The organism is Streptomyces sp. 5K101, assembly GCF_046506645.1.
In the GTDB taxonomy this organism is placed as follows: Bacteria; Actinomycetota; Actinomycetes; order Streptomycetales; family Streptomycetaceae; genus Streptomyces.
The window spans coordinates 142,450-165,389 of sequence record NZ_JBKFFO010000009.1 but is presented as its reverse complement, the minus strand read 5'-3'; the positions used below and the strand labels follow the sequence as shown (position 1 = coordinate 165,389).

Sequence of the window (22,940 nt, the reverse complement as noted above, 5' to 3'; positions counted from 1 at the left end):
TAACGGCTCCCGGTCCGCGCCCGTCAGCCGGTCTCGCCGTCCGGCCGGCCCTGCATGGCCAGCAGCTCCTCGTTGGGAATCGCGCCGCCGAAGCGGCGGTCGCGCTGGGCGTACTCGAGGCAGGCGCGCCACAGGTCGCGGCGGTCGAAGTCGGGCCAGAGCACGTCCTGGAAGACCATCTCGGCGTACGCGCTCTGCCAGAGCAGGTAGTTGGACGTGCGCTGCTCGCCGCTCGGGCGCAGGAACAGGTCCACGTCCGGCATGTCGGAGTAGTACAGGTACTTGGCGAAGGTCTTCTCCGTGATCTTCGCCGGGTCGAGCTTCCCGGCCTTCACGTCCGCCGCGAGCGCCTGTGCGGCGTCCGCGATCTCGGCCCGGCCGCCGTAGTTCATGCAGAAGTACAACGTGAGCCTGTCGTTGTCCTTGGTCTGCTCCTGGGCGATCTGGAGCTCCTTCGCCACCGACCGCCACAGTTTGGGCATCCGGCCCACCCAGCGCACCCGGATGCCGAGTTCGTCGAGCTGGTCGCGGGTCTTGCGGATGAAGTCCCGGTTGAAGTTCATCAGGAAGCGCACCTCGTCGGGCGAGCGCCGCCAGTTCTCGGTGGAGAAGGCGTACAGGGAGACGCTGCCGACGCCCATCTCGACCGCGCCCTGCAGCACGTCCAGCACGCGCTCGGCGCCGACCTTGTGGCCCTCGGTGCGCGGCAGGCCGCGGTCCTTGGCCCAGCGGCCGTTGCCGTCCATGACGATCGCCACGTGCTTCGGCACGAGCTCGCCGGGAATCCTCGGCGGGCGCGCCCCCGACGGATGCGGCTCGGGGACTTTGTACTCGCGGCGGGACCGGCCCAGGATTCCGCGTCGTGCCATGCGGCTCACATCTCCTATTTCTCTACGTATCTGAGCGAGCGCAGGCCGCGCTCCAGGTGCCAGTGCAGATAGGCGGACACGAGTCCGCTGCCCTCCCTGACGTGACGTGCCTCGGCCGCGTCCGCCGTCGCCCAGTCGCCGGTGAGCAGCGCGCTGAGCAGGCCGATGGCCTCCGCCGAGGGTACGACGCTGCCCGGCACCCGGCAGTCGCCGCATATGGCGCCGCCTGCGGCGACGGAGAAGAAGCGGTTGGGGCCGGGCAGTCCGCAGCGGGCACAGTCGTCGAAGCTGGGGGCGTAGCCGTTGACCGCGAGCGAGCGCAGCAGAAAGGCGTCGAGCACGAGGCCCGGCGCGTGCTCGCCGCGGGCGAGGGTGCGCAGGGCGCCGACGAGCAGGAGGTACTGCTGGACGGCCGGTTCGCCCTCGTGGTCGGTGAACCGCTCGGCGGTCTCCAGCATCGCCGTGCCGGCGGTGTAGCGGGCGTAGTCGGTGACGATGGCGCCGCCGTAGGGCGCGATGGTCTCCGACTGGGTGCACAGCGGCAGCCCGCGGCCCACGAGCTCGCTGCCCCGGGCGAAGAACTGCACGTCGACGTGCGAGAAGGGCTCCAGCCTGGCCCCGAACTTCGACTTGGTGCGCCGCACGCCGCGCGCGACGGCGCGTACCCGTCCGTGACCGCGAGTGAGCAGCGTGATGATGCGGTCCGCCTCACCCAGCTTCTGGGTGCGCAGGACGACGCCGTCATCGCGGAACAGGCTCATGGGCCCATTCTCCCGTACCGCGGGCGGCTCCCGGGCACGGGTTCGTCATGCGGAACGGACCGCGCACCCAGGAGCCGGGCACCGGCCGAAAACCCGGTGCCGCCGGGCCTGCGGCCGCGCTAGCGTCCGGCCCCATGACGCCTTCCCGCACCCGGCCCCCCTTCTCCGGGGATGAACGGACGCAGCTCCTCGGCTGGTTCGCCATGCAGCGCGCGATCATCCACTACAAGTGCGAGGGCCTGTCCGACGAGGACGCCCACCGCGCGGTCCTGCCCTCCTCGCCCCTGATGACCATGGCGGGCATCGTCTCCCACCTGCGCTGGACCGAGCAGACCTGGTTCGAGGTCCTCTTCCTGGGGAGCCCCGCCGACGGGCCCCAGTTCTCGCAGGACCCCGAGGACGCCGACATGCGTGTCGAGGGTGTGCCGCTCGCGCAGCTCCTCGACGCGTACGAGAAGCAGTGCGCGATCTCGGACGAGATCATCGCCGCCCACGGCTTCGACGAGACCGGCCGCCATCCCGACTTCACGTCGGCCCGGGCGTCGCTGCGCTGGATGGTGATCCACATGGTCGAGGAGACCGCCCGGCACGCCGGCCACATGGACGCGATCCGCGAGCTCCTGGACGGCGAGACCGGCTACTACTGATCAGCCGGGGCTCAGGGCAGTTCGCCCCGGCTGCGGGCGTTCACGTACGCCGTCGTCGCGCTGATCCGCTCCGCCGCCGTCGCGGGTCGCACCTCCTCAGGAGCGCACTCCCACTCCCGGCCGCCGCCGACGGGTCTCAGCGAGAGGAACGGGCCGGCCGTCCCCATGAGCCGGCCCACCCGCCCGGTGCGGGTGTCGACGACGTACGTACCGATGGGCAGGGTCATGGCGTACGGCCCCCTTCCCTGGGCAGAGCTGTCGCGATCAGGCGGACAGTGTCCATCGGGCAGCGCCCCGATGCGGCGAGGGGGCGCGGCGTGTCCTCCTCCGGGTGCTCCCGCACGCGGCGGCCTCACGGGCAAGGTGCCGGGCAAGGCCCTCGACGGGCGCGCCCGTCCCGCCCTCCGCCGCCGCGCGGGACACCCTCATCAAGCAGGCCTTTGACTAGCCATAAGCCTCACTTATGAGGTCATAGGTTTGGGCCGAGTACAAACTTAGGCTTGCCTTTGTTTAGGGTGTGCGACGAGCCAGTTGTCGCCGCTCGAAGGGAACCTGAACATGCCCCGCACCCTGCGGGTAGCCATCGTCGGAGCCGGCCCCGCCGGGATCTACGCCGCCGATGCGTTGCTGAAGTCCGAGGTGGCCGCCGCCGAGCCCGGCGTCTCCATCGACCTCTTCGAGCGGATGCCCGCGCCCTTCGGCCTGATCCGTTACGGCGTCGCGCCCGACCACCCGCGGATCAAGGGCATCATCACGGCCCTGCACCAGGTGCTCGACAAGCCGCAGATCCGGCTCTTCGGCAACGTCGACTACCCGAACGACATCAGCCTCGACGACCTGCGCTCCTTCTACGACGCGGTGATCTTCTCCACGGGCGCGACCGCGGACCGGGCGCTCGACATACCCGGCATCGACCTCGACGGCTCGTACGGCGCGGCGGACTTCGTCTCCTGGTACGACGGGCACCCGGACGTGCCCCGCACCTGGCCCCTGGAGGCCGAGAAGGTCGCGGTGCTCGGCGTCGGCAACGTCGCGCTCGACGTGGCCCGCATCCTCGCGAAGACCGCGGACGAGCTGCTGCCGACCGAGATCCCGCCGAACGTCTACGACGGGCTCAAGGCCAACAAGGCCCTCGAGATCCACGTCTTCGGGCGGCGCGGCCCCGCACAGGCGAAGTTCAGCCCGATGGAGCTGCGGGAGCTCGACCACTCGCCGAACATCGAGGTCATCGTCGACCCCGAGGACATCGACTACGACGAGGGCTCGATCGAGACCCGCCGCGGCAACAAGCAGGCGGACATGGTCGCGAAGACCCTGGAGAACTGGGCGATCCGCGACGTCGGCGACCGCCCGCACAAGCTGTTCCTGCACTTCTTCGAGTCCCCGGCCGAAATCCTCGGCGAGGACGGCAGGGTCACGGGCCTGCGCACCGAGCGCACGCGGCTCGACGGCACGGGCAACGTGAAGGGCACGGGCGAGTTCAAGGACTGGGACGTCACCGCGGTCTACCGCGCGGTCGGCTACCTCTCGGACGAACTGCCCAAGCTCCCCTGGGACGTGGCGTCCGGCACGGTCCCGGACGAGGGCGGCCGGGTCGTCGAGGAGTCCGGCGAGCACCTGTCGTCGACGTACGTGACCGGCTGGATCCGGCGCGGCCCGGTCGGCCTGATCGGCCACACCAAGGGCGACGCGAACGAGACCGTCGCGAACCTGCTGGACGACCACGCGAACGGCCGTCTCCAGACGCCGGTTTCGCCGGAGCCGGATGCGGTGGAGTCCTTCCTCGCGGACCGGAACGTCCGCTACACGACGTGGGACGGCTGGTACCGGCTGGACGCGGCCGAGAAGGCGCTGGGCGAGCCGCAGGGCCGCGAGCGCGTGAAGATCGTCGAGCGTGAGGACATGCTCAGGGCGAGCGGCGCGTAGCGCTCGCGCGGACCGCACGGACGGCCGGTCCCGGGCTCGACGGCCCCGGAACCGGCCGTCGTCGCGTGACGGCTCCGGGAACCTGTTCCGGCTCAACCACAGCATCGCGCCGTGAGAGCCTCTGTTCCGGGCGGGTCGGTGACTACTCGCCGCCCGGCGTCACCAGGCCCGACTCGTACGCGACGATGACGAGTTGCGCCCGGTCGCGCGCACCCAGTTTGCCCATGATCCGGCTCACGTGCGTCTTGGCCGTGAGCGGGCTGAGGCCCAGGCACTCGGCGATCTCGGTGTTGTTGAGGCCGCGGGCGACCAGGGTGAGGACCTGGCGCTCGCGGTCGGTGAGACCGTCCGGACCACCGGTGGACGGCAGCCGGGGAGCGCTCAGCACGCGGGCGATCAGGCGGGACGTGGGGCCCGGGGAGAGCAGCGACTCCCCCGCCGCGACCGTCCGGATCGCGGCCAGCAGGTCGGCCGGCTTGGTGTCCTTCACCAGGAACCCGGACGCGCCCGCGCGCAGCGCCTCGACGATGTGCTCGTCCGTGTCGTACGTCGTGAGCACCAGGACCTTCACGCCCGCGAGGTCCTCGTCGGCGGCGATCAGCCGGGTGGCCTCAATGCCGTCGAGCTCGGGCATGCGGATGTCCATGACGACGAGGTCCGCCCGTTCGCTGCGGGCCAGTTCGACGGCCTCGGCGCCGGTCCCGGCCTGACCGACGACCTCCATGTCACGGGCCGACTCGACGAGCATCGCGAACGCGGCACGTACGAGGTTCTGGTCGTCGGCGAGCAGTACGCGGATCATGCGGCGGCCTCCGTGGGCTGCAGGGGCAGTATCGCGGCGACCGCGAAGCCGGCCGCGTCCGTGCGCGGGCCGGCCGACAGCGTCCCTCCGACGCTGCGGGCGCGTTCGCGCATCCCGATGATGCCGAATCCGTGGGATCCGGACGCCGTGTCGGCCGCCGCGGACGACGTGCCGTCGTCGGTGACCATGACGTGCAGCTCCCGGCCGCGCCGCTCCAGGGCGACGTCGACACGGGCCCCGCGCCGCCGTGCCGTACGGCGTTGGTCAGCGACTCCTGCACGATCCGGTACGCGGCGGCCTCGACCGCGGGCGGCAGTGCCCCCTCTCCGGTGTCCAGGGTCAGCCGCGCCCCCGCCGCCCGTACGAGACCGGGGAGCGCGGCCAGGCCGGGCAACGGCCCGTCCCCGTCGGGCCCGTGTCGTACCGCGCGCAGCACCTCCAACGTGGTGCGCAGTTCGCCGCGCGCGGTACGACACGTGTCGGCGATGTCGTCGAGCGCCTTGGCGATCTGGGCGCGGTCGAGGCGGTCGGGGTCGACGGTCAGCACGTGGGACGCGACCGAGGTCTGCACGCCGATGAGGGTGATGGAGTGCGCGAGCAGGTCGTGCAGGTCCCGGGCGATGCGCAGCCGCTCCTCGGCGACCCGCCGGGCGGCCTCCTCCTCGCGGGTGCGTTCGGCACGCTCGGCGCGGCCGAGGACGGAGGCGATGTAGAGGCGGTAGACGCGCACGTCGACGCCGAAGACGAGGACGGCGAGGATCCAGCCCGAGGTCCGCAGGGTCTCCAGCCCCTCGTGTGCCCCGACGCGGAACATCACGGTGAGCGTGACGGCGATGACGCCGCCGCCGACGAGCAGCGTGTGCAGCGGGCGGGCGGTGGCGGCGAAGGTGTACAGGGCGAGCAACGACGCCGGGACGGGGGCGGCGTGGGCGTTGTCGAGCGCGTGGTACGGCGCGACGCACAGCAGGACGGCGGCGAGCACGAGCCCGGTCCGCGACCGCCGCCACACGAGGGCCACGGCCGTCCCGGCGAGGAGCGCCCAGCCCAGGGCGTCGGGCCTGCGCCCGTCGTCGGCGAACAGGGCGAGAACGAACGACACGAGCCCGACGACGGCGGCGAGGATCGCGTCGTTGCGGGCGCGGTGGGGTGCGGTGAGGGGGTCGCGGCTCACCGCGGTGAGAATGCGCTCGCCGAGGCGGGGGCGGGGTGAGGTGTCTGACACGGCTCCATCCTGGTCGCGTTGCGTACGTTTCCCCACCCCGCCCCGCCCCGTAACCGGCCTCCGCCCGGCCCCACGCCGCCCTCCGCGCGGCGCCCCTGCGCCTCACACACCGGCGAGGCTGAGCACGCGCCACGCGCCCGCTGGGGCTCGACCCCACCCCCTACGCCCGGCCCGCCGGTTCCCGCAGCCGTGCCCCTCCCGCCGGCTCCCGCACCCCGCCCGGCCGTCGGCTCAGCGGCCCCGGCCACCACACCCGCCGCCCCAGCAGCACACTCGCCGACGTCACCAGATACGTCCGCACCAGGAACGTGTCCAGCAGCACCCCCACCGCCACCACGAAGCCCATCTCGACCAGCGCCACCAGCGGCAGGTTCATCAGCACGGCGAACGTCGCCGCCAGTACGAGGCCCGCCGACGCGATAACCCCGCCCGTGGTGCGCAGCGCCGTCAGCGCCGCGGCGGCCGGGTCCGCGCCCGACAGGGCCTCCTCACGCATCCGGTGCATCAGGAAGATCCCGTAATCGACGCCGAGCGCCACGAGGAACACGAAGGAGAGCAACGGCAGTCCGGGGTCCATGCCGTGGAAGCCGAAGAGCCCTTCGAAGACGAGACCGCCGAGCCCCAGCGAAGCCCCCCAGACGGCGACGACGGCGGCGATGAGGATCAGCGGAGCGACGAGGCTGCGCAGCAGGGCGATCAGGACGAGCAGGACGGCGACGAGCACCAACGGGATGATCACGAGGCTGTCGCGGGTGTTGGTCTCCTCCAGGTCGCGCTGCTGGGCGCTGGGCCCGCCGACGTGGCTGCCGTCGAGACCGGCACGCAGCGCCTCGATGGTGGCCGTCTCGCCGGCGGTGTCCGGCCCGTCCTTCGCGAAGACGGCGATCTCGGTCCAGCCGTCGCCGGTGCGCCCGGCCTCGGCCGCAGCGACGCCCTCGGTCGCGCGGACCTCGGCGAGCACCTGGTCGGCGCGGTCCGCCGGCGCCACGACGCTGATGGGCTGGGCGCTGCGCCCGGGATACGCGTCGGCGAGGGTGCGCATCGCGGAGACCGACTCGGGCCGGTCCGTGAAGCTGTCCTCCTGGCTCGGGCTGCCCGGCAGCCCGAGCACACCGAGGGCGAGCGCGCCGAGCAGGACGACGCCGGAGCCGAGGACGAGTCCGGGCCTGCGCCCGGCGGAGCCGCCCATCGCGGTGAACAGCGACCGGCGCGGCTTGGGCCGCGAGCCGTACGCGGGCACGAGCGGCCAGAACACGCGGCGGCCGAGGAGCACCAGGACGGCGGGGAGCAGCGTGAGCATGGCGGCCAGCGCGCAGAGGACGCCGACCGCGCCGACCGGCCCGAGCCCGCTCGCGCTGTTGAGGTCGGCGGCGAGCAGGCACAGCAGTCCGGCGGCGACCGTGCCGCAGGAGGCGAGACGGCGGGTCCGCAGCCGCGCAGGGCGGCGAGCATGGCCTCGTACGGCCGCTGGACGCGGCGCAGTTCCTCGCGGTAGCGGGCGACCAGCAGGAGGGCGTAGTCGGTGCCGGCGCCGAAGACGAGGACGGTCATGATGCCGCCGCTCTGGCTGGTGACGGTGAGGTCGAAGCCCTGGACGAGACCGTAGATCACGGCCCGCGAGGTGAGCGCGGCGACGCCGACGACGGCCAGGGGCACCAGCCACAGGAACGGGCTGCGGTAGGTGAGGATCAGCAGGACGGCGACCACGCTGACCGTGGCGATCATGAGGGTGCCGTCGATGGTCTCGAAGACGGCCTCCATGTCGGTCTGCAGGGCGCCGGACCCGCCGACCTCGACGGTGAGTCCCTCGCCGCCTCCCCCCGCCGCGGTCTCGCCGCCTCCGCTCGCCCCGGTTGCGTCGCCCAGCCGTTCGCGCACGTCCTCGACGAACGCGGCGCGCGCCTCGTTGTCGGTCCCGGGCTCGTTACTGGACACCGGATACATCAGCGTGCTGCCGTCCTGCGACGGCACACCGCGGGGCGGGCCGCTCGCGAGCCGGTGGGCGTCCGCGATCCGGTCGAGCCGACGCTGCGCGTCGGCTCGGTCGGCCTCCGTCAGCCCGCCGTCGCGGTGGAAGACGACGACGAGGTCGGTGGACTCGCCACCGGGCAGGGCCTGCTGGATCTTCGCGACCTGCGTGGAGTCGGCGCTCGCCGGAAGGTAGTCGACGATGTTGTCGCGCTGGACGTCACCCAGCTTGCCCGCGAACGGGCCGGCGAGAGCGATGACCGCGGCCCAGAGCAGGACGATCGCCCAGGGCACGGCCCGGTGGCGCGCGGGCGGCTTCGCCTGCGGTGGTTCGGTTGCGCTCCGTACGGCCCCCATGGGTGCCTTCCCTTCGTCCGGTGGCTGGCTGCGTCACCAGACTCCCGGCGGCCGGGGGCTCTTTCGTCGCGCGCCGGGGCGAGATGGGGGCTACTGCCGTGGTCGGCCCGGCTTCGGCCTTACTCCCCGGGGAGTAAGGCCGAAGGAGTGCGCCGGACGCCGCGGGTCCTGTCCGGTCGATCGGGCCGGACAGGACCTAGAAGGGCGCGCGGGCCGTTTCCAGCAGGCGGATCGTGTCGTCCTCGCCGAGCTGCAGTGCCGCGCCGACGGTGGTCAGCACCTCGCGCTCGGCCGGCGTGTAGGGGCCGTCGGCGAGGGCGATACGGGCGCCTTGCAGCAGGATCGACTCCCGCCCGGCGGGGGCGAGATGGGGCGCGAGCGGTTCCAGCGCCTCGTGCAGCTCGATGGCGAGGGCCGCGCCGTACGGGGTGGTGTGGGCGACGAAGCGGCCCGTGTCGGCGGCGAGCGCCTCGATGAGGGAGGTCAACTGGTCCTCGGTGCAGTCGTCGAGGCCGGCGGCGCGGACGGTGTGCACGGCGGTCTCGCGCACGGACCGGGACGAGGTGCCGCCGGAGGCGAGGACGGCGAGGGCCACGGTGTGCACGGCGTCCCGGAGCATCGCCGAGAACCGGCTGGTGGTGGGGTGGTCCAGGGCGTCGGGGCCGAAGTGGGAGTGGCAGGCGGCGCATTCGACGACGGGGCCGGCGAGACCGCGGCGCAGCAGGGGCACACCGAGGAGGGTGAAGCGGCGGCGGCCCGTGCGGCGGCGGTAGTTCCGGTCGCCTCCGCAGCCGGGGCAGAAGAACTCCCCGTCGCCGACGGTGCTCCAGGACGTATGAATGCCGCATACCCGCTGAATGCCGCAGACCCGCAGTTTCCGGCCGAACACTCCTCGGGCTGGCAGCACGTCGCACCTCCGTCATTCCCCCGTAGCCCTTCGGGCACGGGCGGTGCCCCCTGCGGCAACGTTGCCGCGTGGACGTGATGTTAGCCACACGATTGAGGCGGCGTCAGCACCCCGACCGGAGGATGCGTGGACATGGCCGGATCCGCTCGATGCCCAATCGGGCGCACAGCGGCGCAAAATCGCCGGGCGTGCGCGGGTGCGGGCACGCCCGGCGATGCGGGTGGATTACTGGGCTTACTGCCGGGCCGCGCGGTTGACGGCGGAGACGACGGCCTTCAGGGAGGCACGGGTGGTGTTGGGGTCGATGCCGATGCCCCACAGCACCTTTCCGTCGATGGCGCACTCGATGTACGAGGCGGCCTGCGCGGACGCGCCCTCGCTCATGGTGTGCTCCTGGTAGTCCAGCAGGCGTACGTCGACGCCGATGGCGTTCAGCGCCTCGAAGAACGCGGAGATCGGGCCGTTGCCGGAGCCGGTCAGCACCGTCTCGGCGCCGTCGACGACCGCCTCGACGGTCAGGGTGTCGACGCCGTCCTTGTCGGTGGTGGTCTGGCCGGAGCGGATCTGGATGCGCCCCCACGGGTTGTCCGGGTTCGGCAGGTACTCGTCCTGGAAGACGGACCAGATCGCGGCCGGGGTCACCTCGCCGCCCTCGGTGTCGGTCTTGGCCTGGATGATCCGGGAGAACTCGATCTGCATCCGGCGCGGCAGGTCCAGCTTGTGGTCGTTCTTCAGGACGTAGGCGATGCCGCCCTTGCCGGACTGCGAGTTGACGCGGATGACGGCCTCGTAGGAGCGGCCGACGTCCTTGGGGTCGATCGGCAGGTACGGCACGGCCCACTCGATCTCGTCGACCGTCTTGCCCTGGCAGGCCGCGTCGGCCTCCATCGCGTCGAAGCCCTTCTTGATGGCGTCCTGGTGGGAGCCGGAGAAGGCGGTGTAGACGAGGTCGCCCGCGTAGGGGTGGCGCGGGTGGATCTCCATCTGGTTGCAGTACTCGCTGGTGCGACGGATCTCGTCGATCTGCGAGAAGTCGATCTGCGGGTCGACGCCCTGCGAGAACAGGTTCATGCCCAGGGTGACCAGGTCGACGTTGCCGGTGCGCTCGCCCTGGCCGAACAGGCAGCCCTCGATGCGGTCGGCGCCGGCCATGATGGCCAGCTCGGCGGCGGCGACGGCGGTGCCGCGGTCGTTGTGCGGGTGGACGGACAGGCAGACGTACTCGCGCCGGGTCAGGTGGCGCGACATCCACTCGAACCGGTCGGCGTGCGTGGACGGCGTCGACCGCTCCACGGTGGCGGGCAGGTTGAGGATGATCTCGCGGCCGGGGCCGGGCTGCCACACGTCGCAGACCGCCTCGCAGACCTCCAGGGCGAAGTCCAGCTCGGTGTCGGTGAAGATCTCGGGGCTGTACTGGTAGCCGAAGGTGGTCTCCGGGCCCAGCAGCTTCTCCGCGTACTCCATGACCAGGCGGGTGCCGTCGACGGCGATCTGCTTGATGTCGTCCTTGGAGCCCCGGAAGACGACGCGGCGGAACGTGGGAGCCGTGGCGTTGTACAGGTGGACGGTGGCGCGCTTCGCGCCGACCAGGGACTCGACGGTGCGCTCGATCAGGTCCTCACGGGCCTGCGTCAGCACCGAGATGGTGACGTCGTCGGGGATCGCGCCCTCTTCGATGATGGAGCGCACGAACGCGAAGTCCGTCTCGCCCGAGGAGGGGAAGCCGACCTCGATCTCCTTGTAGCCCATGCGTACCAGCAGGTCGAACATCTCGCGCTTGCGCGCGGGGCTCATGGGGTCGATCAGCGCCTGGTTGCCGTCGCGCAGATCGGTGGACAGCCAGCGGGGGGCCTTGGTGATCCGCTGCTCGGGCCAGGTACGGTCGGGGATGTCGACGGCTTCGTAGCGGCCGTACTTGTGGATCGGCATCCCGGACGGCTTCTGCGTGTGCGTCGTGTTGGTGATCGGGGTGGGGCGGCCGATCCACTGCGACTGGGACATTGCGTAGGGCTCCTCGGGTCCTTTGAGGGACGGCCGACTGTGTCGAAGCAGCACCAGACTCCGCGGGGAGGGGGTCGGCCTACGACTACAGGCCCTCGCCGCGGCAGCTAAGGAGAAGCAGCCCGAAACGCATGATGCGAAGAAGACTAACCGAGCCTCGGCGAGAGCGTGCGTCCCGTTTCAGTATGCGGGACGACCGATCGGCAACGGGCGAATGTGCCCTATCACTCCATTTCGCTAATCGATGTCGCATCTCGTGACAGCCCCGGTACGTACTGCCACATTGCGCGACATGGACATTCGCACCCCGGTCTTCTGCGGCATCGTGCCGCCGCACATCCTCGACAGGCTCGCCCGCTCGGGCGAACGGGCCCTCTCCGATGCGGCCCGCCGCACGCTGCAGGCGGACGCCGCGCATCGCACCGGCCGGCGCCTGACCACCGTCCTCGGCGCGGCCGCACGGCCGGCCCGGGCAGACGCCCAGGGCCCGCGGCGCACCCTCTACGACGCGGAGAACGGCACTGTGCTGCCGGGCGCCAAGGTACGCGGCGAGGGCGACGAGCCGGTGCCGGACGCCGCCGTCAACCGTGCGTACGCCGGCCTGGGCGCGACCTTCGAGCTGCTGCGCACCGCCTACGGACGCGACTCCGTCGACGGCGAGGGCCTGCCGCTGGACGCGACGGTCCACTACGACGAGAAGTACGGCAACGCCTTCTGGAACGGCGAGCAGATGGTCTTCGGTGACGGTGACGGCGAGATCTTCCTCGACTTCACGGTCGCCGTCGACGTCATCGCCCACGAGCTGGCCCACGGCCTGACGCAGTACACGGCGAACCTCAGCTATTTCGGCCAGCCGGGCGCCCTCAACGAGTCCGTGTCGGACGTGATCGGCTCGCTCGTCAAGCAGCACTCCCTCGGGCAGACGGCCGACGAGGCGGACTGGCTGATCGGCGCCGGCCTGCTCGCGCCGCGGGTCGGCGGGGTGGCGCTGCGCTCGCTGAAGGCGCCGGGGACCGCGTACGACGACGACGTGCTCGGCAAGGACCCGCAGCCCGCGACCATGGCGGACTACGTCCGCACGGGCCGCGACAACGGCGGCGTCCACATCAACTCGGGCATCCCCAACCGCGCCTTCTACGTGCTCGCCACCCGACTGGGCGGCCGGGCCTGGGAGCGGGCGGGGCAGATCTGGTTCGACGTGCTGACCGGCGGCGACCTGAGGGTGGACGCGGACTTCGCCAGTTTCGCCCGGTTGACGGCCGCGGCCGCCCGCGACCGGTTCGGCGCGGGTGAGGAGCTCGAGGCGGTGCTGAAGGCCTGGTCGCAGGTCGGAGTCGAGACCGCCGGGTGAGCCGGAGTACGCGGTGCGGCGGGCGGCCGAGGGCCGTCCCGCTGTCGCCCGCGCACGATCCGTACTAGAACGGTTGCCATGCGTATCCAGGTAAGGCGTACGGGCGGGTTCGCGGGGATCGAGCGACTCGCCGAGGTGGAGACCGACGGGCGCGACGACGCGGGCGAGGTGAAGAGCCTGGCCGAGCGCGCGGTGGCCGACGGCCGGGACACGCCCCCGGTCGGGGTGCCCGACGGGTTCAGCTACCAGATCACCGTCGACGGGCGGACGGTGTACTGCTCCGATCCGCGGCTGTCCGAGGCCCAGCGGGACCTGATCTCGCTGGTGCTCAAGGAAGGCTCGTGACGCCGGCCGTCCAGGGCCCGGCGGCACACGGCCGGCTTCGGCCTCACCGAGGCCCCGGGCTCAGAATCCGAGCCTGCGCAGCTGCTTCGGGTCGCGCTGCCAGTCCTTGGCGACCTTCACGTGGAGGTCGAGGAAGACCGGCGTGCCCAGGAGCGCCTCGATGTGCTTGCGGGACTTGATGCCCACTTCCTTCAGGCGCTTGCCCTTCGGGCCGATGATGATGCCCTTCTGGCTGGGCCGCTCGATGTAGACGTTCGCGTGGATGTCCAGCAGCGGGCGGTCCGCCGGGCGGTCCTCGCGCGGGAGCATCTCCTCGACGACGACGGCGATCGAGTGCGGCAGTTCGTCGCGCACCCCCTCCAGCGCGGCCTCACGGATCAGCTCCGCGACCATCACCTGCTCCGGCTCGTCCGTGAGGTCGCCCTCCGGGTAGAGCGCCGGGCTCTCGGGCAGCAGCGGGATCAGCAGGTCGGCGACCAGCTGCACCTGCTTGTCGCCGACGGCCGAGACCGGGACGATCTCGGCCCACTCGATGCCCAGCTCCTTGCCGAGCCGGTCGATCGCGATGAGCTGCTCGGCGAGCGTCTTGGAGTCGACGAGGTCGGTCTTGGTGACGATCGCGACCTTCGGGGTCTTCCTGATCCCGGCGAGCTCCTTGGCGATGAACCGGTCGCCGGGGCCGAGCTTCTCGTTGGCGGGCAGGCAGAAGCCGATGACGTCGACCTCGGCCCACGTCGTGCGCACCACGTCGTTGAGCCGCTCACCGAGCAGGGTGCGCGGCTTGTGCAGGCCGGGGGTGTCCACCAGGATCAGCTGCGCGTCGGTGCGGTGCACGATGCCCCGCACCGTGTGCCGGGTGGTCTGCGGCCGGTTGGAGGTGATGGCCACCTTCTGGCCGACCAGAGCGTTCGTCAGGGTGGACTTGCCCGCGTTCGGGCGGCCGACGAAGCAGGCGAAGCCGGCCCTGTGGGGGGCTCCGGAGGACTGGGTACGAGCGCTCATGGCGCCCATTCTCCCTGATGCCGGACGCTCCCGAGTACGCGCTCGCCCGCCCGGCACGCGCGACGGCGCCACCCCGGACGGGGTGACGCCGTTACGAAACGGGCCCGGGCCGGCCGTTCAGCCCGCCGTGACCGAGGACTTCAGTTCGCCGTCGGGCCCGGCCAGCAGCACGGGGGTGGACGCCCCGCCCAGGTCCCGTACCGCGGCGCGGTCCGCGTCGGACGCGGTGTCCGCCTCGGAGACGACGGCCGCCGCCTCCAGGGACGTCGCGCCGGACGCCACGGCCATCGCGACCGCGGTCTGCAGGGCGCTGAGGTTCAGCGAGTCCAGCGCCACGGTCCCGGCGACATAGGTCCGCCCGGTCTCGTCGCGCACGGCGGCACCCTCGGGCACACCGTTGCGGGCCCGGGCACTGCGGGCCAGCGTGATGATCTTGCGGTCCTCGGGGCCGAGGTCGGTGCTCTGCGTCATGCTCCCGAGCATAGATCGGCCCCGAGGCAGCACTGACGTCAGCCCTGGACGCCCTTGACGAACTTGTCGCCGACCCGGGTGATCACGTCGGCGAAGCCGGTCTGCGCGGCGGCGCTGCCGTCGTTGAGGTACGCGACACGCGTGACGCCCGTGCCCTGCTGCGCGACGACCAGGTTGGAGTTGATCGCGATGCCCGGCGCCATCTCGAGGGACATCGAGAAGGTGGAGGAGGCCTCACCGACCTTCGCGCTCCCCTCGATCGGCTTGATCTTGACCGGGATCTTCGTGCCCTCGGCGTCGAAGGAGACGCTGGTGCAGCCGGCGAGTGCCGTCTCGATCGCCTTGACGTAGTCGGCGGCCCCCGTGCCGGGGAAGGTGACGACCTGCTGGCTCAGCTGGGTCTTGCCGTCCTTGTTCTTGAAGTCGACGCTGCCACCGTCCGTCGCGCCCTTGATCTCGTCGCTCATCAGGTCGGCGAGCGGCTGGCACTCGGGCTTGTCGGCCTTCGGAGCCGCGTCGTTGGAGGCCGGGACCTTGGTGGCCGTCCAGCCGGCCGGCAGGTCGCCGGCCTCGGTGAGGGCGGCCTTCATCTGCTCGGCCGTCAGCGGCTCGGTGGACGCCTTGTCCTCGGCGGGCGCCGAGCCCTTCGCGTCGCCGCTCTTGTCGGCGGACGCGCTCGGCTTCTTGTCGTCCTCCGCACCGCACGCGGTGGCCGCGAGGCACAGAGCGGAAGCGGTAAGAACGGCAGCGGCGCCACGGCGCATACGGGTACGCATTGCGTTGTCTCCCCTTGTGAAACAGCTCATGGGGAGCTTCCCCCCTCCCCTTTGACGCACAGACAATACACAGAAGCGGAAGTGGTCCCGCCACGGGGACGGCGTCCGCTAACTCCGGTCCAGACGCAGGCGCTCCGCCTTCGGCAGGCCCGCCACCACCAGGTCGTAGGAGTCCTCGATCAGCTCCCGGACCATCCGGTCCGGGAGCTGTCCGACCGTCACCGTGTTCCAGTGACGCTTGTTCATGTGCCAGCCCGGCACGATCGCCGGGTGCTCCGCGCGCAGCTGGACCGCCAGGTCCGGCTCGCACTTGAGGTTCACCGTCAGCGGCCGGGCGTCCAGCGCGCTGAGGGCGAACATCTTCCCCAGCACCTTGAACACCGACGTCTCGGGTCCGAACGGGAACGCCTCGACCGCCGCGTTGAAGCCGAGGCAGAACGCCCTCAGATCCTGCGCCTTCATCCCGCCGCCCCCTCCTGTGCCGGCTGCTCCGCCGGCTCCGACAGCACCGTGACGATCTTGTTCCGGCGGCCCGCCGGCGACTCGGCGGTCAGCCGCAGGGCGCGGCCGTCCGGCAGGTCCACCACCGCCCGCGCACCGGCGATCGGCACGCGCCCGAGCGCCTTGGCGAGCAGGCCGCCGACCGTCTCGACGTCCTCGTCGTCGAGCTCGTCGGCCCCGAGGCCGTACAACTCGCCGAGGTCGCCGATGTCGAGCCGCGCGGTCACCCGGAAGCGGCCGTCGCCGAGCTCCTCGACGGGCGGCAGCTCGCGGTCGTACTCGTCGGTGATCTCACCGACGATCTCCTCCAGGATGTCCTCGATCGTGACGATGCCCGCCGTGCCGCCGTACTCGTCGATGACGACGGCGACGTGGCTGCGCTTCTGCTGCATCTCGCGCAGCAGGTCGCCCGCGTTCTTCGTGTCCGGGACGAACATCGCGGGCCGCATCGCCGTGGACACCGGGTCGGCCTCCGCGTCGCGGTTGACGTGCGTCTTGCGGACCAGGTCCTTGAGGTAGACGACACCGACGATGTCGTCCTCGTTCTCCCCGGTGACGGGGATGCGGGAGAAGCCGGAGCGCAGCGCCAGCGTCAGCGCCTGCCGCACGGTCTTGAACCGCTCGATGGACACAAGGTCGGTGCGCGGGACCATCACCTCGCGGACGAGGGTGTCGCCGAGCTCGAAGACGGAGTGCACCATCCGGCGCTCGTCGTCCTCGATCAGCGACTCCTGCTCCGCGAGGTCGACCAGGGCCCGCAGCTCGGCCTCGGAGGCGAACGGGCCCTTGCGGAAGCCCTTTCCGGGGGTCAGCGCGTTGCCGATGAGGATCAGCAGCTGCGGAACGGGGCCCATGACGCGGGCCAGCGGCAGCAGGACGTACGCCGCGGCGGTCGCCGTGTTGAGCGGGTGCTGGCGTCCGATGGTGCGCGGGGAGACACCGACGGCGACGTAACTGACGAGCACCATCACAGCGATGGCCACGAGCAGCGCCGACCAGGTCTCCTCGAACTCCTGCAGGCACACGAAGGTGACGAGCACGCCGGCCGCCATCTCGCAGGCGACCCGCACGAGCAGGGCGACGTTGAGATAGCGGGTCGGGTCGGAGGCGACCTGCGCCAGCTTGGCGGCGCCCCGTCGGCCCAGCCGTAGGGCCTCGGCGGCGCGGAAACTGGAGATCCGGGCGAGTCCGGCCTCCGCGCAGGCGGCGAGCCAGGCGACGACGACCAGCGCGACGGCGCCCGCGAGCAGTTGGCCGGTCATGAGACGGTCGGCGCCGGGGACGGGCCGGTCAGGCCCTTCTCCGCCCGCCAGCCGTCGACGATCGCGGCCTGCAGCCCGAACATCTCTGCCTTCTCGTCCGGCTCCTCGTGGTCGTAACCGAGCAGGTGCAGCACTCCGTGCACGGTGAGGAGCTGGAGCTCCTCGTCCATGGAGTGCTGCGTCGGTGCTTCCTCACCCTGCTTCTTGGCGACCTCGGGGCAGAGCACGATGTCGCCGAGGAGCCCCTGCGGGGGCTCCTCGTCGTCCTTGGCCGGCGGACGCAGCTCGTCCATCGGGAAGGACATGACGTCGGTCGGGCCCGGCAGGTCCATCCACTGGATGTGCAGCTGCTCCATGGCCTCGGCGTCCACGACGATCACCGAGAGCTCGGAGAGCGGGTGGATGCGCATCCGCGCGAGCGCGTAGCGGGCGACGTCGAGGATCGCCTGCTCGTCGACCTCGGTTCCGGACTCGTTGTTGACGTCGATCGACATGGTGCGGCTGGTCTACTTCCCGTTGCGGCTGTCGTACTGCTCGTACGCGTCGACGATACGGCCGACGAGCTTGTGCCGTACGACATCCTGCGAGGTGAGTAGGGAGAAGTGCACGTCGTCGACGCCGTCCAGGATCTCCCGGACCTGACGCAGACCGCTCTTGGTGCCGCCCGGCAGGTCGACCTGCGTCACGTCACCGGTGATCACGATCTTCGAGTCGAATCCGAGCCGGGTGAGGAACATCTTCATCTGCTCGGGGTTCGTGTTCTGTGCCTCGTCGAGGATGATGAACGCGTCGTTGAGCGTGCGGCCGCGCATGTACGCGAGGGGCGCGACCTCGATCGTGCCCGCGGCCATCAGGCGCGGGATCGAGTCGGGATCGAGCATGTCGTGCAGCGCGTCGTAGAGCGGGCGCAGATAGGGGTCGATCTTCTCGTACAGCGTGCCGGGCAGGAAGCCGAGGCGCTCGCCGGCCTCGACGGCGGGCCGAGTCAGGATGATGCGGTTGACCTGCTTGGACTGCAGCGCCTGCACGGCCTTGGCCATGGCGAGATACGTCTTGCCCGTACCCGCGGGGCCGATGCCGAAGACGACCGTGTGCTTGTCGATCGCGTCGACGTACCGCTTCTGATTGAGCGTCTTGGGGCGGATGGTGCGGCCACGGCTGGAGAGGATGTTCTGGGTGAGCACCTCCGACGGGGTCTCGATGGCCTTGCCCCCGGTCTCCTCCCTGAGCATGGCGATGGAGCGTTCCACTGCGTCCTCCGTCATCGGCTGCCCGGTGCGGAGCACCAGCATCATCTCGTCGAACAGGCGCTGGATCAGCGCGACTTCCGTGGCGTCACCGACGGCGCTGATCTCGTTGCCGCGGACATGGATGTCTGCCTGGGGGAAGGCCTTCTCGATCACGCGCAGCAGGGCGTCACCAGAGCCGAGGACCGTCACCATCGGATGCTTGGCGGGGACGGTGAAGTGGGCTCGCGCCTGCCCCGGCGCTGGGGTCTGGGCTGTGGGTGTCTGAGTCATGGGCCGGCTCTGTGGCCTGCACATACCTCCCGTTGCAGGGTTCTCGCTGCTCGACAACCTCTGGACCATCCAGGGTACGACCTGTCACTGACAGGACCGAGAGCTTTTCCGTCCGGAGCGGGCCGGGACGGAGTACGGATCGTGCTCAGCCGTTGCGCCCGAAGCCGATCGTCGGGACCGCCCTGCGCAGCGGCCACGGCCGGGCCGCGTGGGGCAGCAGGTCCTCCAGGAAGGCGTAGCGGCGCAGCGCGGCGGGGTCCTGGTCCGGAAGGCCCTGCACCGACTGCCACCAGGCCGCGATCTCCGACCAGCCCGGCGCGGAGAGCGATCCGCCGAACTCCTGCACCGACAGGGCGGCGGTCAGCCCGGCGAAGGCGAGCCGGTCGGCGAGCGGCCAGCCCGCGAGCGTGCCCGTGACGAAGCCCGCCACGAACACGTCGCCCGCGCCGGTGGGGTCGAGCGCCTCCACCTCGATGGCCGGGACTTGGGCGCATTCACCGGTCGCCCCGTCCACGGCGTACGCGCCCTCGGCACCGAGCGTGACGACCGCGAGCGGCACGTACTCGGTCAGGGCGTGGGCGGCGGCGAGCGGGCACTCGGTGCGGGTGTAGCGCATCGCCTCCTCGGCGTTGGGCAGGAAAGCCTCGCAGTGCTCCAGGTCGGCGAGGTCGGCCGGGTCCCAGCGGCCGCTCTCGTCCCAGCCGACGTCCGCGAAGACGCGGGTGCCCTTGCGGGCGGCCTGGGCGATCCACTCGGCACGGTCGGGGACGAGGGAGGCGATCGCCGCGCGCGCGGCCGGCGGGCACTCGGGGGCGGACTCCGACGGCGGGGCCTCGTGTCCGTGGGACACCATCGTGCGCTCGCCCTCGTAGGCCATGGAGACGGTGACGGGCGAGTGCCAGCCGGGGACGGTTCGCGAGAGGGCGAGGTCGATGCCCTCGCCCTGTTCCAGCGCGTCCCAGCAGTACTCGCCGTAGTGGTCGTCCCCGAAGGCCGCGGCGAGGGACGTGCGCAGCCCGAGACGGGCGAGCGCGGTGGCCATGTTGGCGACGCCGCCGGGGCTGGAGCCCATGCCGGTCGCCCAGGACTCGGTGCCGCGGACGGGCGCGGAGTCCAGACCCGTGAAGATGATGTCGAGGAAGACGCTGCCCGTGAGGTAGACGTCGTGGGGCGGGTCGTCCGGCGTGCGCAGCGCGGCCAGGGGGTCCACTCCGGCCGCCGTGGACAGGTGCTCTCCGTCGCGAATGGTCACCGTGCGCGCTCCGAGTACGTGATGCAGGGATCAGACCAGTCTGCCCGAAACGCGCGACACGTCGACGTCCGGTGACGCGGTTCACGTCGCGTGGGCGCAGAAACGGCCGACCCCGGTGGCGGCTTCCGGGCGCCAAGGCCGAGCACGGCGCGGCCGGGCTCGTCGTCCGGGCCTCGGCCCCGAGGCCGGCCGGCTGCCGACGGCGCCCGGTGGCTCGGAGCCGTGCACGGCCCGGCGCCCGGTGCCCGGCGCCTGGCTGATCAGACCGGTGGCCGCGCGCTACCAGCGGCGCGGGGTCCAGCCCGGCTCGGCGGTCCGCATCGCCGTCGCGTCGTCGCGGTCGCGCATCGAGGCGTCGTCGTCCAGCCAGCGCCGGTGCAGGCGGGCGAGCCGGTCGCGGTCGAGTTCCACGCCGAGACCGGGCCGGTCGCTCACCGCGAGACGGCCGTTTTCGAAGACGAGGCGCTCGGTGATCACGTCCTCCGTCTGCCACGGGTAGTGGCTGTCGCAGGCGTGGCCGAGGTGGGGACGACGGCCGCGACCTGCGTCATCGCGGCGAGGCTGATGCCCAGGTGGGTGTTGGAGTGCATCGACAGAGCGCGTGCACGGGCAGTCCGAGCGTCTTTCCGAGGGCGTCGAGGCAGGCGACCTCGAAGGCGGAGACGACGGAGAGACGGAGCTTTTCGGCGGTCTGGACGCCGCGCAGACCTCCCGCGTCGACGGCGTCCGCGCCGGTCGCCTCGGGCGAGTCGCCGCAGACGCGTTCGGCGAGGCCTGGCAGCGCGTTGACGTCGCACGACCCGGCGGCCGGCCAACGGCCGTGCCAGGTCGAGGTACTTGGTGCGGTCAATGGCCCCGACGCCCCGGGCGCGACGTCCAGAGAAGTGAACGACGGTGTCAGAGCGGCGGCGCGGGACGCAGAATGCCGAGCAGCATCCGCACCAGCTCGTCGACCAGTTCGTCGAGCGTCGCGTCCACCCAGCCGGCGGTCCAGTCGTGCAGCAGGCCGTTGACGCTGCCGATGAACGCCGCCGCGGCGATCCGGTAGTCGCGCGGCTCGGCCTCGCCCCGCTGCACCGCCCGCGCCGCCTCGGCGCAGATGAAGTCCACCCAACGGGCCCGCCGGGCCAGCCGCTGCCGTTCCATCGCCGCGCTCACCCCGACGATCTCGGTGAAGGTGAGGCGGATGCGCCGCGGGTCACCCGTCACGTTCGCGGCGTACGCACGGAAGACCGCCGTCGCCCGCTGCGCGAGCGGCAGGTCCTCCGCCTCCGCCAGCGCGGCCAGCGCCGCTTCCTCGGCCCAGTCGTTGACCTGGAGATGGAGCGCCGCGAGCACGTCCTCCAGTGTGCGGAACTCCTCGTAGAACTGCCGGGTCGAAAGCCCCGCCGCCTCGCTGAGCGCCGTGACCGTCGTCGCCCGGTAGCCCGGGCTGTCACCGAACAGCCGAAGCCCCGCGTCGAGGAACCGCTGCCGGCGCTCGGCCTGCCGCTCCTCGGCCGACCTGCCGCCGTAACGGCCCTTCGGAGCCTTGATCCTGCCCCCCAATGACCCTCCCTCGTAGACCGCTCATTTTGTCGTGTCCACAGTCTTGTGGAGTCTGCCACCACTCGTTACTTTCCAGTAGCCCAATCTGAACGCGCTTGTTTTCAGACTGCGCCCGGTGTCGGACCGGCCGCCTGCCCGGAAGGAACGACCATGTCTCTGTCCCGCACCAGGCGGACCGCAGGCGCGCTCGCCGCCGCCCTGGCCCTCGCCTCCGGCGCCGCGCTCCCGGCCCACGCGGAGGACACGACGAGCACGACGGACACGACGGACGGGCGGAACGCGACGAGCGGAGCCGCGCTGCGCGAGGTGATGTTCGTCGGCAACAACTGGGACGGCACCGCCGATGTCATCGAGGCCAGGGGCGACTTCGGGCGGATCGGCCGGGTGAACGTCATCCCGGACAAGGAGGAGCGGCTGCGGGAGATCCACCTCGACCCCGTCAGGCTCGCCTTCTTCCTCGGCGTACGGCAGGGTCCTGGCGAGGGGCACGACCAGTTCGTCGACGACATGTACGCGACGCCGGACGGCAGGGCCATGGTCGTCTCCCGGCCGAGCTTCGCCGACGTCGTCTCCATCGACCTCGCGACCGGCGGCATCAACTGGCGTTTCCCGGTGTCCGGTTACCGCGCCGACCACATGGCGGTCTCCCCCGACGGCACGCGCGTCGCCGTCTCCGCGTCGACGTCGAACACGGTGCACGTCCTGGACATCACCACCGGCCGGCAGACCGGCTCGTTCACGACCGGTGACAAGCCGCACGAGAACGTCTTCACCGACGGCGGTAAGTACCTGTGGAACATGTCGATCGGCGAGGTCCACACCGCACTCGATGCGCCCTGGCTGGACTGGACGAAGGGCGACCGCCGGATCACCGTCGTCGACGCGCGGACGTATCAGCAGGTCAAGGTCATCGACATGCGTCAGCGCCTGGACGCGTCCGGCCGCCGGGACCTGTCCGACGCGGTCCGTCCGGTCGCGTTCACGCCCGACGAGTCAAAGCTCTACTTCCAGGTGTCGTTCTTCAACGGCTTCGTCGAGTACGACGTCGCCGCCGACAAGGTCACCCGCGTGAAGGAGCTGCCGAAGCACCCGGCGACCAGCGAGGACCGCACCACGTGGGTCAACGACTCGCGCCACCACGGCATATCAATAAGTCCCCGGGGCGACAAGCTCTGCGTCGCCGGGACCATGGACGACTACGCCACGATCGTCGACCGCGCCACACTCCGGGAGGGCCCGCTGGTGCCGGCATCGAAGCCGTACTGGGCAACGGTGAGCGGCGACGGCAGGTCGTGCGTCATCTCGGAGAGCGGCGCGGACGCCGTCACCGCGATCGACTTCGCGACCGGCCGGAAGGTCGCGACCGTGGCCGTCGGCGACCATCCGCAGCGGGTCCGCGTCGCCCGCATCCCGGCGGACTGGACAGGCCCGGCGGCGAGCCGCTGACCGCTC

The 22,940-nt window shown here is 71.5% G+C and carries 20 protein-coding genes and 3 pseudogenes; 5 read left to right on the top strand and 18 right to left on the bottom strand.

The features are described 5' to 3' along the window. Positions 1 to 23: 23 nt before the first annotated feature. A complete protein-coding gene (locus ACLB9X_RS19110; RefSeq protein ID WP_410361586.1) occupies positions 24 to 869 on the bottom strand; it encodes an isoprenyl transferase in 846 nt (281 codons plus the stop codon). 14 nt (positions 870 to 883) lie between these two features. Next, positions 884 to 1,630, bottom strand: coding sequence for a DNA repair protein RecO (recO, locus tag ACLB9X_RS19105; protein ID WP_410361585.1), 747 nt, complete (start codon positions 1,628 to 1,630; stop codon positions 884 to 886). A 134-nt stretch (positions 1,631 to 1,764) separates the two neighbouring features. Between recO and ACLB9X_RS19100 the strand changes: the two genes are divergently transcribed. After that, positions 1,765 to 2,277, top strand: coding sequence for a DinB family protein (locus ACLB9X_RS19100; RefSeq protein ID WP_410361584.1), 513 nt, complete (start codon positions 1,765 to 1,767; stop codon positions 2,275 to 2,277). Positions 2,278 to 2,288: 11 nt separating this feature from the next. Here the strand turns inward: ACLB9X_RS19100 and ACLB9X_RS19095 are convergent, their stop codons facing one another. After that, positions 2,289 to 2,504, bottom strand: a complete 216-nt coding sequence (locus ACLB9X_RS19095) for a hypothetical protein (RefSeq protein ID WP_410361583.1) — start codon at positions 2,502 to 2,504, stop codon at positions 2,289 to 2,291. Positions 2,505 to 2,835: 331 nt separating this feature from the next. Between ACLB9X_RS19095 and ACLB9X_RS19090 the strand changes: the two genes are divergently transcribed. Beyond that, a complete protein-coding gene (locus ACLB9X_RS19090; protein ID WP_410361582.1) occupies positions 2,836 to 4,203 on the top strand; it encodes an FAD-dependent oxidoreductase in 1,368 nt (455 codons plus the stop codon). A gap of 142 nt (positions 4,204 to 4,345) precedes the next feature. Here the strand turns inward: ACLB9X_RS19090 and ACLB9X_RS19085 are convergent, their stop codons facing one another. From ACLB9X_RS19085 to leuA, 5 genes and pseudogenes are all read right to left on the bottom strand, one after another. Beyond that, positions 4,346 to 5,005, bottom strand: coding sequence for a response regulator (locus ACLB9X_RS19085; RefSeq protein ID WP_410361581.1), 660 nt, complete (start codon positions 5,003 to 5,005; stop codon positions 4,346 to 4,348). Beyond that, positions 5,002 to 6,188: pseudogene (locus ACLB9X_RS19080) on the bottom strand (sensor histidine kinase). Before ACLB9X_RS19080 ends, ACLB9X_RS19085 begins: the two are co-directional and overlap by 4 nt. Positions 6,189 to 6,387: 199 nt before the next feature. Beyond that, positions 6,388 to 8,552, bottom strand: a pseudogene (locus ACLB9X_RS19075) (MMPL family transporter). Positions 8,553 to 8,748: 196 nt separating this feature from the next. Continuing rightward, on the bottom strand, positions 8,749 to 9,459 hold the full coding sequence (locus ACLB9X_RS19070) for a TerB family tellurite resistance protein (protein WP_410361580.1): 711 nt from the start codon (positions 9,457 to 9,459) through the stop codon (positions 8,749 to 8,751). Between the two features lie 234 nt (positions 9,460 to 9,693). Beyond that, complete coding sequence (gene leuA / locus ACLB9X_RS19065; RefSeq protein ID WP_410361579.1) at positions 9,694 to 11,460, bottom strand: 2-isopropylmalate synthase; 1,767 nt, start codon at positions 11,458 to 11,460, stop codon at positions 9,694 to 9,696. Between the two features lie 292 nt (positions 11,461 to 11,752). Between leuA and ACLB9X_RS19060 the strand changes: the two genes are divergently transcribed. After that, the gene (locus tag ACLB9X_RS19060) at positions 11,753 to 12,811 is read left to right on the top strand and encodes a M4 family metallopeptidase (RefSeq protein WP_410361578.1); all 1,059 of its coding nucleotides are present in this window, start codon (positions 11,753 to 11,755) and stop codon (positions 12,809 to 12,811) included. Between the two features lie 78 nt (positions 12,812 to 12,889). Continuing rightward, positions 12,890 to 13,156: a protealysin inhibitor emfourin gene (locus ACLB9X_RS19055; RefSeq protein WP_410361577.1), complete on the top strand. Its 267-nt coding sequence runs from the start codon at positions 12,890 to 12,892 to the stop codon at positions 13,154 to 13,156. A 60-nt stretch (positions 13,157 to 13,216) separates the two neighbouring features. Here ACLB9X_RS19055 and era read toward each other — a convergent pair whose 3' ends face one another. The 10 genes and pseudogenes from era to ACLB9X_RS19005 all read right to left on the bottom strand — a co-directional run bounded on the left by era (position 13,217) and on the right by ACLB9X_RS19005 (position 21,488). Further along, positions 13,217 to 14,167, bottom strand: coding sequence for a GTPase Era (gene era / locus ACLB9X_RS19050; RefSeq protein ID WP_410361576.1), 951 nt, complete (start codon positions 14,165 to 14,167; stop codon positions 13,217 to 13,219). Between the two features lie 108 nt (positions 14,168 to 14,275). Then, positions 14,276 to 14,629: a cytidine deaminase gene (locus tag ACLB9X_RS19045; protein WP_410361575.1), complete on the bottom strand. Its 354-nt coding sequence runs from the start codon at positions 14,627 to 14,629 to the stop codon at positions 14,276 to 14,278. A 38-nt stretch (positions 14,630 to 14,667) separates the two neighbouring features. After that, positions 14,668 to 15,405, bottom strand: coding sequence for a hypothetical protein (locus tag ACLB9X_RS19040; protein ID WP_410361574.1), 738 nt, complete (start codon positions 15,403 to 15,405; stop codon positions 14,668 to 14,670). A gap of 108 nt (positions 15,406 to 15,513) precedes the next feature. Beyond that, positions 15,514 to 15,867 carry an MmcQ/YjbR family DNA-binding protein gene (locus tag ACLB9X_RS19035; protein ID WP_410361573.1) on the bottom strand — a complete coding sequence of 118 codons (354 nt, stop codon included), beginning with the start codon at positions 15,865 to 15,867 and terminating at the stop codon, positions 15,514 to 15,516. Beyond that, positions 15,864 to 17,168, bottom strand: a complete 1,305-nt coding sequence (locus tag ACLB9X_RS19030; RefSeq protein WP_410361572.1) for a hemolysin family protein — start codon at positions 17,166 to 17,168, stop codon at positions 15,864 to 15,866. Before ACLB9X_RS19030 ends, ACLB9X_RS19035 begins: the two co-directional genes overlap by 4 nt. Next, complete coding sequence (gene ybeY / locus ACLB9X_RS19025; protein WP_410361571.1) at positions 17,165 to 17,662, bottom strand: rRNA maturation RNase YbeY; 498 nt, start codon at positions 17,660 to 17,662, stop codon at positions 17,165 to 17,167. Before ybeY ends, ACLB9X_RS19030 begins: the two co-directional genes overlap by 4 nt. Before the next feature lie 12 nt (positions 17,663 to 17,674). Next, complete coding sequence (locus tag ACLB9X_RS19020) at positions 17,675 to 18,688, bottom strand: PhoH family protein (protein ID WP_410361570.1); 1,014 nt, start codon at positions 18,686 to 18,688, stop codon at positions 17,675 to 17,677. 145 nt (positions 18,689 to 18,833) lie between these two features. Then, a complete protein-coding gene (locus ACLB9X_RS19015) occupies positions 18,834 to 19,940 on the bottom strand; it encodes a carbohydrate kinase family protein (protein ID WP_410361569.1) in 1,107 nt (368 codons plus the stop codon). A gap of 279 nt (positions 19,941 to 20,219) precedes the next feature. Further along, positions 20,220 to 20,782: pseudogene (locus ACLB9X_RS19010) on the bottom strand (enolase C-terminal domain-like protein); the annotation flags it as partial. 55 nt (positions 20,783 to 20,837) lie between these two features. Further along, positions 20,838 to 21,488 (bottom strand): TetR/AcrR family transcriptional regulator, encoded by a 651-nt coding sequence (locus ACLB9X_RS19005; protein WP_410361568.1) that lies wholly within the window; start codon positions 21,486 to 21,488, stop codon positions 20,838 to 20,840. A 150-nt stretch (positions 21,489 to 21,638) separates the two neighbouring features. Between ACLB9X_RS19005 and ACLB9X_RS19000 the strand changes: the two genes are divergently transcribed. After that, positions 21,639 to 22,934: a YncE family protein gene (locus ACLB9X_RS19000; RefSeq protein ID WP_410361567.1), complete on the top strand. Its 1,296-nt coding sequence runs from the start codon at positions 21,639 to 21,641 to the stop codon at positions 22,932 to 22,934. Positions 22,935 to 22,940: the final 6 nt, after the last annotated feature.

What these genes read in the sequence shown, in the direction of transcription:
- ACLB9X_RS19110 (WP_410361586.1), bottom strand. Translation starts at nt 869, where the DNA reads ATGGCACGACGCGGAATCCTGGGCCGGTCCCGCCGCGAGTACAAAGTC.
- recO (WP_410361585.1), bottom strand. Translation starts at nt 1,630, where the DNA reads ATGAGCCTGTTCCGCGATGACGGCGTCGTCCTGCGCACCCAGAAGCTG.
- ACLB9X_RS19100 (WP_410361584.1), top strand. Translation starts at nt 1,765, where the DNA reads ATGACGCCTTCCCGCACCCGGCCCCCCTTCTCCGGGGATGAACGGACG.
- ACLB9X_RS19095 (WP_410361583.1), bottom strand. Translation starts at nt 2,504, where the DNA reads ATGACCCTGCCCATCGGTACGTACGTCGTCGACACCCGCACCGGGCGG.
- ACLB9X_RS19090 (WP_410361582.1), top strand. Translation starts at nt 2,836, where the DNA reads ATGCCCCGCACCCTGCGGGTAGCCATCGTCGGAGCCGGCCCCGCCGGG.
- ACLB9X_RS19085 (WP_410361581.1), bottom strand. Translation starts at nt 5,005, where the DNA reads ATGATCCGCGTACTGCTCGCCGACGACCAGAACCTCGTACGTGCCGCG.
- leuA (WP_410361579.1), bottom strand. Translation starts at nt 11,460, where the DNA reads ATGTCCCAGTCGCAGTGGATCGGCCGCCCCACCCCGATCACCAACACG.
- ACLB9X_RS19060 (WP_410361578.1), top strand. Translation starts at nt 11,753, where the DNA reads ATGGACATTCGCACCCCGGTCTTCTGCGGCATCGTGCCGCCGCACATC.
- ACLB9X_RS19055 (WP_410361577.1), top strand. Translation starts at nt 12,890, where the DNA reads ATGCGTATCCAGGTAAGGCGTACGGGCGGGTTCGCGGGGATCGAGCGA.
- era (WP_410361576.1), bottom strand. Translation starts at nt 14,167, where the DNA reads ATGGGCGCCATGAGCGCTCGTACCCAGTCCTCCGGAGCCCCCCACAGG.
- ACLB9X_RS19045 (WP_410361575.1), bottom strand. Translation starts at nt 14,629, where the DNA reads ATGACGCAGAGCACCGACCTCGGCCCCGAGGACCGCAAGATCATCACG.
- ACLB9X_RS19040 (WP_410361574.1), bottom strand. Translation starts at nt 15,405, where the DNA reads ATGCGTACCCGTATGCGCCGTGGCGCCGCTGCCGTTCTTACCGCTTCC.
- ACLB9X_RS19035 (WP_410361573.1), bottom strand. Translation starts at nt 15,867, where the DNA reads ATGAAGGCGCAGGATCTGAGGGCGTTCTGCCTCGGCTTCAACGCGGCG.
- ACLB9X_RS19030 (WP_410361572.1), bottom strand. Translation starts at nt 17,168, where the DNA reads ATGACCGGCCAACTGCTCGCGGGCGCCGTCGCGCTGGTCGTCGTCGCC.
- ybeY (WP_410361571.1), bottom strand. Translation starts at nt 17,662, where the DNA reads ATGTCGATCGACGTCAACAACGAGTCCGGAACCGAGGTCGACGAGCAG.
- ACLB9X_RS19020 (WP_410361570.1), bottom strand. Translation starts at nt 18,688, where the DNA reads ATGACTCAGACACCCACAGCCCAGACCCCAGCGCCGGGGCAGGCGCGA.
- ACLB9X_RS19000 (WP_410361567.1), top strand. Translation starts at nt 21,639, where the DNA reads ATGTCTCTGTCCCGCACCAGGCGGACCGCAGGCGCGCTCGCCGCCGCC.